The sequence below is a fragment of the Bradyrhizobium sp. USDA 4461 genome, from assembly GCF_054055655.1.
In genome coordinates, this window is record NZ_JBSRXM010000001.1 from 1,686,538 (window position 1) to 1,698,852 (window position 12,315).

Consider the following 12,315-nt stretch of genomic DNA (forward strand, 5'->3'; position numbering starts at 1 on the left):
GCGTCATCCAAAAAGCCGCAAAACAACCCCATGCAAAGGCGTTGAGCGGTATCTTGACACCCTAACGAGACCGTCATCACGTCCTCCGCTGCGGGTCGACGATGTCGCGCAGGCCGTCGCCGAGCAGGTTGAAGCAGAACACCGCGATCATCAGCGCAAGGCCGGGGAAGAGCGCGATCCACCATTCGCCCGAGACCATGAAACCGGCGCCCTCGGCGACCATGATGCCCCATTCCGCGGTCGGCGGCCGGACGCCGAGGCCGATGAAGGACAGGCCCGCGGCGTTGAGGATCGCATATCCCATGGTCAGCGACATCTGCACGATCATGATCGGCATGATGTTCGGCAGGATGTGCCCGAGCAGGATGCGGTACTCGCCATTGCCGGAGAGCCGCGCGGCCTGCACGAAGCCGGCGTTGCGGCGGACGTTGGCTTCGGCGCGCGCAACGCGGGCATAGAGCGGAAAATTCACGATCGCCGTCGCGATGATGATGTTCTGCACGGTGTTGCCGAGCGCGGCGACGATGCCCATCGCCAGCACGAACAGCGGGAACGCCATGATGGTGTCGGCGATGCGGCCGACGATGCGATCGGTCCAGCCGCCGAAATAGCCGGCGGCGATGCCGGCGAGCCCGCCCATCAGGAACACCAGCACGACGGAGGCGACCGCAATGAAGGTGTCGAGCCGTGTCGCCACGATGACGCGGCTGAAGATGTCGCGACCGAGCTGATCGGTGCCGAACCAGTGCGCGGCCGACGGCGGCTTCAATGCGGCCGCAGTATCCGAGGCGAGCGGATCGTACGGCACGACGTAGGGCCCGAACAGCGCCGCGAACAGGATCAGGATCAGCAGCGCGAAGGCAAAGCCGGTGACCTTGTTCTCGCCCAGCACGTAACGGGTCTGCTCCAGCACCGCGGCGAGGCCGGACGTGCGGGCGGGACCTGCGGGTTCGACGGTCGGCGCAACGGTGCTCATGCTCTACCCTTCCAGCCTGACGCGCGGATCGATCACGCCGTAGAGGATGTCGATCAGTAGATTGAGAGCCACGTACATGACCGCCATGGTCAGCACGAAACCCTGCACCGGCGCGAAGTCGGACGCGATCAGCGCCTCCACCGCGTAGGAGCCGATGCCGGGCCAGGCGAACACCTTCTCGACCAGCACGTTGGCCCCCAGCAGGAACGAGAACACCATGCTGAGCGTGGTGATGACCGGCAGCATCGCGTTGCGGAACGCGTAGGTGACGATCACCTTGCCGGGCGACAGGCCGCTGGCGCGTGCGGTGCGGACGAAATCCGACGCCAGCACCGCCAGCATCGAGGCCCGCGTCATGCGCGCGATCGGCGCCAGCGAGAAAATCGCAAGCGTCACCGCCGGCAGGATCAGCTGGCTGAACGCAGAACGAAAAGCCTCGACGTCGCGCGCGATCAGCGTGTCGATCAGATAGAAGCCGGTGACGGTCGGCGGCGCGCTGTAGAACACGTCGAGCCGGCCGAGCGGCGCCGGCGCCCAGCCGAGCCGGAAGTAGAACACATAGACCAGCACCAGCCCGGTGAAGAACACCGGCAGCGACACGCCGGCCGTGGTGGTGACGCGGCAGAGATGATCGATCCAGGAGCCCGGCCGCGTCGCCGCCAGCACGCCGAGCGGGATCGCGATCACGATCGAGACGACGAGGCCGAGCAGCGTCAGCTCCGCCGACGCCGGCAGACGGTTGCGCAATTCGGCCGCGACCGGCTGCCCCGTGGTCAGCGACGTGCCGAGATCGCCATGGGCGAGATCGTTGCTGTAGCGGACGAACTGCTCGATCAGCGGCTTGTCGAAGCCGAGCTTCTTCCTGATCTGGTCGACCGCCTCCTTGGTCGCCGCAGGCCCGGCAAAATACGCCGCCGGATCACCCGGCAGCGCACGCGTCAGCAGGAACGTCACGATCACCACCCCGATCAGCGACGGGATCGCAAACAGCAGCCGCTTGCCGATCATGGTCAGCATGGCGTGCTCTCCGCACGTGCGAATGGCGAATAGCGAATGGCGAATGGACGCCCGCGACTAACAGTCATTGCCATGCTCCCTATTCGCTACTCGCTACTCGCCACTCACCATTCGCCCCTCATCCCTTCGCCATCGCGCGGTAGTCGAGGCGACGGTGGAACCAGTACTCATAGCCCGAGATGTTCTTCTGCATCGCGACGTTGACGAAGGGCTGATAGAGCGGGATGCGGGGGATGTCGCTAAACGCGAGATCGACGAAGCCCTTGACGTCGGCGTCGTAGGCCGCGGTGTCGCCGTTGGCGGCCGCGATGCGCGCGCCGTCGATGAGCTTGTCCATCTCGGGCGACTTGTAGCTCATCGTGTTGAAGATCGAATTGTTGCCGTGATAGCACCAGTAGAAGAAGTACTCGGGGTAATCGAGCCAACCCGAGAACACGTTGGTGAACAGCGGCATTTCCTTCTTGGTCAGCTCGGTGCGCCAGTTGGCGCCGGGTACCTTGTTGATCGTGGTCTTGATGCCGAGCTGCGCCAGGCTCTCCTGCACCAGCACGCAGAGCGGCTCGTTAACGCCTGCGAAATTCAGGTCGAACGAGATCGTGGTCTCGAAGCCGTTGGCGTAGCCGGCTTCCGCGAGCAGCGCCTTGGCCTTCTCCATCTCGGTGACATACTTGGTCGGCTGCGGCCAGGCGACCTCGGTCGGTCTGTCCTTCGGAGCGCCGAACATCGGGTTGGCGAGACCGAACAGCACCGCGTCCATGATCTTCTGGTACGGCATCGCATAGGCCATCGCCTGCCGCACCTTCGGATTGTCGAACGGCGGCTTGGTGACGTTCATGCCAATATACTGGATGCCGTTGGAGAACGGCAGCGAGACCACGTTGAGCTTGCCGTTGGCCTTCATCTCCTGGAAATCCTTGAACGGCAGCTCGTAGGAGATGTCGGCGTCGCCGCGCTCGAGCAGCGCACGGCGGTTGCCGGCCTGCGGCACCATGCGCCAGATCACGCGCCTGATCTTCGGCATCGGGCCAGAGACCCACTCGTCATTGCGCTCCATGACGACTTCGGTACCGGCGGTCCATTTGGTCACCTTGTAGGCGCCGGAGCCTGCGGTCTGCTGCTTGGTGAATTCGAGACCCCAGGGATCCTTCTCGCTGGCGTTCTTCTTGACGAGCTCGGAGTTGACGACGCAGGGCACGATGACGGCGAGATCGGGAATCGTCAGCTTGTCTTTCTTGAGGAAGTCGACCCGCACGGTGTGGTCGTCGACGACGACGAACTGCTCGGGCTTGGTCAGCGAGCCCGCGCTCATCTGGAAGGTCGGGAAGCCGCCGACGGAGACGGCGCGGTCGAGCGACCATTTGACGTCCTTCGCGGTCACCGGCGTGCCGTCGTGGAATTTGGCGTTCTTGCGCAGCTTGAAGGTGACCGACATGTCGCCGATGTTGAAGTCCTCGGCGAGCTCGGGCTTGAACTTGTCGCGGTCGTAATAGGGCACGCCGCCCGGGCCGCTCTTCATCTCGTGGCTGATCAGCCGGTCGTAGCAATTCCACGACACCTCATAGCCGGGCACGTTGGTGCCGACGCCATGGATATCGAGATTGTTGGGACCGCCTTCGGAGACGATCAGCAGCGTCTCGGAGCGGGCGTCGGCTTTGGCCGGCGACCAGATCGCCGGCGCGGCCGGCGCCAGCGCCCCCGCGGCCAGTCCGGACACCGATTTGAGGAAATCGCGACGCTTCATGTGATGCTCCAACGCCCCTGGACTGGGCCTTGGAACTCGGTTCGCAAGGATTGTGCCAACCCTTAACGAAACCTTATGAGACGCTAAGCACCTGTAAGAATGCGAGAAATTGACGAAGGTATCTTGATCTGGCGCTGTCGGTGATGCGCGTCATTGCATACAAAGGGCGGATCGCTGCTTAGTTAATAAGCAATACATGAGGCCTGCTCGTTTTCTGGCCGACAATCGACTTCGCCGTCCGGACGGCTAGTCCGGCCAGATCAACTCCTGCAACTGCACGAAGTCATCCACCCGGTCCGGCCAGTCCGCAATGCAGATGTGCCGGAGCGGATCGCTGGCCGTGTGCAGCATCATCAACGCCATCAGCCGCCGCTTCAGCGTGAAATTCACCTCGCTGCGCGGGATGCCGAAGCCGTCGAACAGGCTTTGCACCCTTCGCGGATGCCCCGCGGCCATGAAGGCGCTGGGACCGAGCAGGTCGTACTCGCCCCATCCGGTCCGGACGTCGCCGAAGTCGAACAGGCCGGCGACATGCCAGCCGTCGGCCCGGCGCCCGAGCAGGAAATTTTCCGGAATGTACTCGCCGGTCAGGATCACCGGCGGCGCATTCATCGGGATCAGCTCAGTGGCGTCGCGCAGCAGATCGTCGAGCGAGGCGAGCAATTTCGCCGGCAGGCCGAGGCGCTGGTGGCGGGCCCGGCACTGCGCGATCTGGGTGCGCAGGAAGGTCTCCCAGGGCTGCCCGATTGTGAGCAGACTGCCGGGCGGCACGCGCTGCACGTCGGCGATCACCGCGCCGATCTCGGCCAGCACGCGCTCCCGCTCGGCGTCCGACAGCGCTGGCCAGACCTCCGATCCGACGGTGCCGGCGAGGCGCGTGATGACGAGATAGGGCCAGCCGTCGCGCTCGCCCTCCGCGACGAGGTCGGGAATCGGAATGCCGAGCCGGCCGCGCAGCTCCGCCAGCGCGCCGCGCTCGGAGACGAATTGCGGGCGCAGGAACGGCGGGAACAGTTTCAGGATCAGGTTGCCATCGAGCCCGACGACGAGATTGGTGCCGGTCGCAAACACATGCGGCGTGCCCCAGGACAGCCCGTGGCCGTCGGCGATCTCGCGCGCGACCGGCAGCCAGCGCGAGCTGTCGCCGCGCCAGGCGCGGTAGGTGTCGTAGGTGGTGATGGAGGGAAGGTGCATTTTCAGCCGTCATCCTGAGACGATGCAATCACGGCGCAATCTCTCCTCTCGTCGTCCCGGCGAAAGCCGGGACCCATAACCACAGGGTTGAGTTGTTGAAAAAGTTGTGGCCCCAGCGCCGCGCAACAATGGCCTTCGGTGGTTATGGGTCCCGGCCTTCGCCGGGACGACATCGAGTATGTTGCGCCATCGCGTGTCATATATTTTGACAGTCTATCGGAGAAGCGGCTGAGCGCCTGGACGCGCCCCATCACCTATCCGGATTGGCGCGCTCGAACTGGCGCAGCAGGCGGTTGCCGCGTTCGACGGCGTTGTCCATCGCGGCCTGCGCCGAGCGCTTGCCTGAAAACACCTGCTCGAGCTCCTCCTCGATCACGTCGCGGATCAGCACGAACGAGCCGAGGCGGATACCCCTGGAATTGTCGGTCGGCGGCTTCAGCGTGACCTCCTCGATCGAGATCGAGGCGCCGGGATTGCGATCGTAAAAACCCTGCGCGCGGGTGAGATCGAACGCGGCGCGGGTGATCGGCAAATAGCCGGTGTTCTGGTGCCAGGCCGCCTGCACCTCGGGCCGCGACAGATAGGCGAAGAACTTCGCCACCCCGGCATATTCGGCACGCGGCCGGTCGCGCAGCACCCACAGCGTGGCGCCGCCGATGATCGAGTTCTGCGGCGCGCCCTGCACGTCCGGATCGTACGGCATCATGCCGTAGCCGACCTCGAATTTGGAGTTTGCCTTGATGTCGGCGCGGGTGCCCGACGAGCCGATGAAGATGCCGCACTCGCCCTTCTGGAAGCGCGGCTCGGCCGCCTGCCCGCGGCCGCTATAGTCGAAGGTCTTGTCGGCCTGCCACTGCGCGAGCTGGGCGATGTGGCGCACGACGATCGGATTGTTGAAGATCAGCTGCGCATCGAGCCCGGAAAAGCCGTTGGCCCTGGTCGCGACCGGCAGATTGTGGAACGCGGAAAAATTCTCGACATTGATCCAGGACGGCCACGACGTGGTGACGCCGCACATCGCACCGGCCGCGCGCAGCCGTTTTGCCGCGATGCCGAGCTCCGGCCAGGTCTTCGGCGGCTGGTCCGGATCGAGCCCGGCCGAACGGAACATATCCTTGTTGTAGTAGAGGATCGGCGTCGAGGCATTGAACGGGAACGACAGCATGTTGCCGTCGACATCGGCATAGTAGCCGGCCACCGCGGGCAGATAGGCCTGTGGTGAAAACGCCTCCGACTGGTCGCGCATCAATTCGAACACCGGATAGATCGCGCCGCGCGCCGCCATCATGGTTGCGGTGGCAATCTCGTTGACCTGGACGATCGCCGGCTGGCTGCGCGAGCGGAAGGCGAAGATCGCCGCGGTGACGGTCTCGGTGTAGTTGCCCTTGTAGGCGGGCACGATCCGGTAGTCGGATTGCGAGGCGTTGAAGTCGGCAGCGAGCTTCTCGAGCTGCTTGCCGAGCTCGCCCGACATCGCGTGCCACCACATGATCTCGGTCGCCGCGCGCGCCGGCGAGATCAGCAGACAGGCTGCGACGACGAGATGCAGGAGCTTGCAGGCGAACTTCAAGGTGAACGTCACGACGAGCTGTTCCCGGGTGCCAACACGCCGTCATACGGCGCCACAACCGCAGATTCAATCGACACCGCAGGTTGCAGGCGGGATTTAACGTTTTGGCCGATGGGCGAACCAGCGCCGTTCTGTTAAAAAGCGTTGAACCTTTTGCTCCCGCCCTGGACATACATCACAAGGGGAATTGTAGCCTGTGTACCGCCGCGCCGGCCTTTCGCGGATCGTCACGCTTGCCGTCGCGCTGTGGTGCACAGCGGTCTCGGCGAGCGTTTTCGCGCGCGAATTCCGCACCGCCGATACCCAGAATGAGGACTATCCGACCGTCCAGGCGCTGAATTACATGGACCGCCTGATCACCGAGCGCACGGGAGGTAAACACCGCATCGTGGTGTTCCATTCCCGCCAGCTCGGCGAGGAAAAGGAGACGCTGGAGCAGACCCGGGCCGGCGCGATCGATCTGAACCGGACCAATGTCGCGCTGATCGGAACCATGGTGCCGCAGGTCAACGTTCTGGCGATGCCGTTCCTGTTTCGATCGCAGGAGCACCTGCAACATGTGCTGGACGGATCGATCGGCAGCGAGATCCTGAACAGTTTCGAGTCCCACGGCTTTGTCGGACTGACGTTCTACGATTCCGGTGCCCGCTCGATCTATAACAGCGTGCGCCCGGTGCGTTCGCTCGACGACCTCAGGGGGTTGCGGCTGCGCGTGCAACAATCGGCGCAGATGTCGGACATGATCCGCGCGCTCGGCGCCGAGCCGGTCGAGATGGCCTACGGCCAGGTGCTGACCGGGCTGGCCAACCGGCTGATTGACGGCGCGGAGAATAACTGGCCGTCTTTCGTCACCACCGGTCACTACAAATACGCCGGCTACTACACCTTGACCCAACATACCGTGAGCCCCGAAGTGCTGGTGATGTCGCAAAAGGCCTGGGCCAGCCTCACGCCGGATGAGCAGAAAATCTTCCGCGAGGCCGCGCAGCGCTCCAGCCTCTACATGCGCGAGAAGTGGCGGGAGCTGGAGGACCGCTCGCGCAGGCAGGCGGAGCAGGCCGGCGTCAAGGTCGTGACCGACTTCGACCGCAAGCCGTTCGAAGCGGCGATGGCCGGCGTCTATGCCAAGGCGGAAAGCGATCCGGCGATGGCAGCGCTGATCGAACGCATCCGCAACATGGAGTAACCGGATCTTGGCCGCACCAGAGCAGGACGGGACGATGCGACGGCCGGCGGCCTTCGGGCCGCAGGGCCGCTTCCGCATCGTCCAGTTGCTGCGTGCGGTGCCAATCCGCTGGCGCATCCTCTCGATCGCGCTGCTCAACTCCGCGGTCGTGATCGTGCTGGCGGTGCTGATCTGGAACGGCTCCAAGGTGCTCGGCTCGGCCTGGGAGGACGTCCGCCAGGTGCGGGAATCCGACAAGATCCTGGCCAAGCTGGAAAGCGAGACCAGCCGGTTGCAGAACCTGATCCATCGCTACATCAACCAGCCGAGCCCGGACCTGTTCGCGGAGATCCTGCTGCTGCGCGAGGCCGTGCTCGGCACGCTGACCAACCGGGCCTCGACCGACCCGATGCTGTCGGGCTCGGTCGAGCAACTGGAGCGCGTCACCAGCCGTTTCCTCGACGGCTTCGGCGAATTGCGCACCGTGCAGACCCAGATCGCCAAGACCTATGACGAGCAGGTGCTGACGCCGACCAAGGACATGGCGGGGCTGTATTCGATCATCGAGGGCGCCACCGGCCATCGCGACGCGCTGATCTGGCCCGCGCTCGGCAAATCGCGCGAGGCATTCACCTCGCTCTTGGTCGCCGCCAACGCCTACTACCTCTCGCTTGCCTCCTCGTCGGCCGAGGAAGCCCGCCGCAATATCGATACGATCGAGCGGACGATCCCCGTGATGACCGACCTGGCCGAGAACGATTTGCAGCGCATGGCGCTGGCGCGGCTCAAGGTCAAGACCGCCGAGCTGCGCGACGGGCTCGGCAAGCTCAGCGATCAGCTCACCAACCGCACCGAATTGTTGCGCAACTCGATCGACGCCAGCCAGGCCGATGCGATCGGCGCGATCGACGATCTGTCGGTGAAGATGCGCCAGCGCGAGCAGAAGGCGCAGGAGACCTTCGACCGGACGCTGGCGTCGATCTCGCGCCGGGTGCTGTCGATCGCCGTGATCTTCCTCGGCGTCATCATGTCCGCCGGCGTCATGATCGCACTCTCGATCCGGCTGCCGCTGGCGCAGATCATGGCGGCGATGCGCACCATCACCTCGGGCGACCTCGACCGGCCGGTGCAAGGCACCTCGGCCAAGGACGAGGTCGGCGCGATGGCGCGCGCGGTGGAAGTATTCCGCGAGAATGCGATCGCCAAGCGCAAGACCGAGGACGAGCTGCGCACCGCCAAGGAGAAGGCCGAGAGCGCGCTGCTCGAGCTCAACGCCGCGCAGCAGAACCTGATCGATGCCGAGCGCCTCGCCGCGCTCGGCGGCCTGGTTGCCGGCGTCGCCCACGAAGTCAACAACCCGATCGGCATCAGCCTGACCGTGGCCTCGAGCTTTGCCCGCCGCAGCGAGATGTTCGAGAGCGACCTGAAGACCGAGCCGCTGCGCCGCTCCAAGCTCGACGAATTCGTGCGCGCCTCGCGTGACGCATCGCAGCAACTGGTCTCCAATCTGCAGCGTGCCGGCGAGCTGATCCAGTCGTTCAAGCAGGTCGCGGTCGACCGCTCGCACGCCGAGCGCCGCCAGTTTGCCTTGAGTGAATCCACCGACCAGATCGTGGCGAGCCTTCGCCCGGTGCTGAAGAAGGCCGCGATCGCGCTGTCCGTCGACGTGCCCGAGGGGCTCCTGATCGACGGCTATCCCGGGGCCTATGGCCAGATCTTAACCAATCTTTTCCTGAACGCCGTCAATCATGCGTTTGCCGATGGCCGCTCCGGCAACATCACGATCTCGGCGCGCGGGCGCGGCGCTGATGATGTCGAGATCATCTTCGCGGACGACGGGGCTGGCATGACGCCGGACGTGCAGCGACAGGCGTTCGATCCGTTCTTTACGACGCGGCGCAACGAAGGTGGTACGGGCCTCGGCCTGCATATCGTCTATAACCTGGTCACCCAGCAGCTCGGCGGACGCATGATGCTGGAGTCAAGGGTAGGACAAGGCACAACTTTTCGCATTATCATGCCCAGGATCGCCAAGGGGGCTGCCAAGGGGGAGCCCACGATCACTGACGCAGCAGCCGACGGAACCAGTCAATGGCCGAACAGGACGATGTCCTCCAACTGATCGACGATACCGAGAGCCCCCCGGAGGACTCGTCGGCCCGCAAATGGAAGATCGCCGTCATCGACGACGACCATGCCGTCCATGAAGGCACCCGTTTCGCGCTCAGCGACTACAATCTGAACGGAGCGACGCTGGAGATCCTCTCGGCCTACTCCGCGGCCGAAGGCCGCACGCTGATGCGGGACAATCCCGACATCGCCGCCGTGCTGCTCGACGTCATCATGGAGACCGACGTCGCCGGCCTCGAGCTCGTCGAATACATCCGCAACGAGATCAGGAACGAGACCGTCCGCATCATCCTGCGCACCGGCCAGCCCGGCCAGGCGCCCGAGCGGCGCGTCATCGTGCAGTACGACATCAACGACTACAAGGCGAAGACCGAGCTGACCGCCGACAAGCTGTTCACCTCGCTGACCGCCGCGCTGCGCAGCTACCAGCAGCTCGAGCGCATGGTGCAGACCAGGCGCGGGCTCGAGATCATCATCGACGCCGCCTCGACGCTGTACGACTTCAAGTCGATGCAGCGGCTCGCCGAGGGCGTGCTGACCCAGCTCGCCTCGCTGCTCAATGTCGATTGCGCCGGCATCCTGGTGCTACGCGACGACGGCAACGCGGCCGCCTGCGATTTCTCGGTGCTGGCGTGCTCGGGCTGCTACAGCCGCTTCATCGGCACCACATCGTCGAAGGCACTCGATCCCGACCTCAGGCACATGGTGGAAGCCGCGTTCCAGGCCCGCAAGAACGAGTTCGCCGACCACCGCAGCGTGCTCTATTCGCGCACCGGCAGCGGCCGCGAGGTGGTGGTGCTGTTGCAGGCCGAGCGCCAGCTTTCCGACACCGACCGCGCGCTGGTCGAGATCTTCTCGAGCCGGCTGTCGATCGCGTTCGACAACGTGATCCTGTACCAGCAGCTGCAAGAGGCCAACGCCCAGCTCGAGGACCGCGTCACGCAGCGCACCCGCGCGCTGATGCAGGCCAACCGGCGGCTGTCGGCGCAGTGGCTGCGGCTGCAACGCGCCAACGGCTTCAAGAACGAGATCCTCGGCACCGTCGCCCACGATTTGAAGAACCCGCTCGGCGTGATCCTCGGCCGCACCGAGATGCTGACCGAGCTGATCGGCGCCGGCTCGCCGAAGGAGAACGTCACCGCGCAGGTCGAGCACATCCGCGACGCCACCAAGCGGCTGACCTCGATGGTCGACCACCTGATCTCGGATGCGATGGCCGATGCCTTCGACATCACCATCCGCCGCGAGCCGGTCGATGTCGCAGCCCTTGTCAACGAGGTCACCGAGGCCAATCTGCCCTCGGCCGTCAACAAGCAGCAGAGCATCTCGGTCTCGGGGCCGCAGCACTTCGTCACGATGTGCGACGCCGACCGTATCCGCGAGGCGATCGACAATCTGGTCAGCAACGCCATCAAATATTCGCCGATCGGGGGCAAGATCACGGTCTCGGTCAACCATGAGGGCGACGACACGGTGATCCGGATCGCCGACCAGGGCCCCGGCCTCAGCCCCGAGGACCTCAGCCGGCTGTTCGGCCGGTTCCAGCGGCTGTCGGCCAAGCCGACCGCGGGCGAGAGCTCGACCGGGCTCGGCCTCTCCATCGTCAAGCGCATCATCGACATGCATGGCGGCCATGTGACCGCACAGAGCCCGGGCCCCGGACAGGGGTCGACCTTTACGGTTACACTGCCGGCGACAGAGACATGAACCAGAACCCGCATATCTTCATTGTCGACGACGAGGCGCCGGCCCGCGAGATGGTCGGCGATTACCTCAAGATGCACGGCTTCGGCGTGACGCTGTGCGACGGCGGCAAGAGCCTGCGCAAGGAGATCGAGAGCAGCACGCCCGATCTCGTGGTGCTCGACCTCAACATGCCCGAGGAAGACGGGCTGTCGATCATCCGCGACCTCAAGAGCAAGATCAACGTCCCCGTCATCATGCTGACAGCTACCGCCAGCCCGATCGACCGGGTGGTCGGGCTCGAGCTCGGCGCCGACGACTACGTGGCAAAACCCTGCGAATTGCGCGAGCTGATGGCCCGCATCCGCTCGGTGCTGCGGCGGAGCGGGCCTGCGAAATCAGCCGCGCCGGAGCCGGCCGGCAGCAAGGCCGAAAAGGAGCAATTGGTGCGGTTCGGCACCAAATGGCTCGATCTCGAGGCCCAGGCGCTGCGCGACGACGAGGGCAACGAGCACCCGCTGACCGCTTCCGAATTCGGCCTGCTCAAGGTGTTCGCGGCCAACCCGAAGCGCGTGCTGTCGCGCGAGCGGCTCCTGGAACTCGCCAATGCACGCGACGCCGAAGCCTTCGACCGCGCCGTCGACCTGCGCATCATGCGGATCCGCCGCAAGATCGAGTTCGATCCGACCAAGCCGTCGGTGATCCGCACCATCCGCGGTGGCGGCTACCTGTTCTCGCCGACCGGGGATAAGGCGTAAGCCGTTCCGGCTGCCGTCCCCGTCATCCTGAGGAGCGCGCAGCGCGTCTCGAAGGATGCACGGCCCGGCTGGTGGCCGTCG

9 protein-coding genes are annotated in these 12,315 nt (G+C 65.0%); 4 read left to right on the top strand and 5 right to left on the bottom strand.

Going from position 1 to position 12,315, the window contains the following annotated elements:
• Positions 1 to 76: 76 nt before the first annotated feature.
• The 5 genes from ACVINW_RS07985 to ugpB form a co-directional block, all read right to left on the bottom strand.
• Complete coding sequence (locus ACVINW_RS07985; RefSeq protein WP_456750785.1) at positions 77 to 976, bottom strand: ABC transporter permease; 900 nt, start codon at positions 974 to 976, stop codon at positions 77 to 79.
• A 3-nt stretch (positions 977 to 979) separates the two neighbouring features.
• On the bottom strand, positions 980 to 1,993 hold the full coding sequence (locus ACVINW_RS07990; protein ID WP_456750786.1) for an ABC transporter permease: 1,014 nt from the start codon (positions 1,991 to 1,993) through the stop codon (positions 980 to 982).
• A gap of 118 nt (positions 1,994 to 2,111) precedes the next feature.
• Positions 2,112 to 3,734 carry an ABC transporter substrate-binding protein gene (locus ACVINW_RS07995; RefSeq protein WP_456750787.1) on the bottom strand — a complete coding sequence of 541 codons (1,623 nt, stop codon included), beginning with the start codon at positions 3,732 to 3,734 and terminating at the stop codon, positions 2,112 to 2,114.
• A 246-nt stretch (positions 3,735 to 3,980) separates the two neighbouring features.
• Positions 3,981 to 4,928 carry an aminoglycoside phosphotransferase family protein gene (locus ACVINW_RS08000; RefSeq protein ID WP_456750788.1) on the bottom strand — a complete coding sequence of 316 codons (948 nt, stop codon included), beginning with the start codon at positions 4,926 to 4,928 and terminating at the stop codon, positions 3,981 to 3,983.
• 250 nt (positions 4,929 to 5,178) lie between these two features.
• Positions 5,179 to 6,498 (bottom strand): sn-glycerol-3-phosphate ABC transporter substrate-binding protein UgpB, encoded by a 1,320-nt coding sequence (ugpB, locus tag ACVINW_RS08005; protein ID WP_456756338.1) that lies wholly within the window; start codon positions 6,496 to 6,498, stop codon positions 5,179 to 5,181.
• A 196-nt stretch (positions 6,499 to 6,694) separates the two neighbouring features.
• Here ugpB and ACVINW_RS08010 point away from each other — a divergent pair, with 196 nt between their 5' ends.
• From ACVINW_RS08010 to ACVINW_RS08025, 4 genes are read left to right on the top strand one after another with little or no spacing between them, the layout of a single operon-like run.
• Entirely contained in the window at positions 6,695 to 7,684 is a 990-nt protein-coding gene (locus ACVINW_RS08010) for a TRAP transporter substrate-binding protein (RefSeq protein ID WP_456750789.1), read from the top strand.
• A gap of 34 nt (positions 7,685 to 7,718) precedes the next feature.
• The gene (locus tag ACVINW_RS08015; RefSeq protein WP_456750790.1) at positions 7,719 to 9,785 is read left to right on the top strand and encodes an ATP-binding protein; all 2,067 of its coding nucleotides are present in this window, start codon (positions 7,719 to 7,721) and stop codon (positions 9,783 to 9,785) included.
• Positions 9,755 to 11,500, top strand: coding sequence for an ATP-binding response regulator (locus ACVINW_RS08020; RefSeq protein WP_456750791.1), 1,746 nt, complete (start codon positions 9,755 to 9,757; stop codon positions 11,498 to 11,500). The genes ACVINW_RS08015 and ACVINW_RS08020 overlap by 31 nt, the downstream gene beginning before the upstream one ends.
• Positions 11,497 to 12,234, top strand: a complete 738-nt coding sequence (locus ACVINW_RS08025; RefSeq protein WP_212021435.1) for a response regulator — start codon at positions 11,497 to 11,499, stop codon at positions 12,232 to 12,234. Before ACVINW_RS08020 ends, ACVINW_RS08025 begins: the two co-directional genes overlap by 4 nt.
• Positions 12,235 to 12,315: the final 81 nt, after the last annotated feature.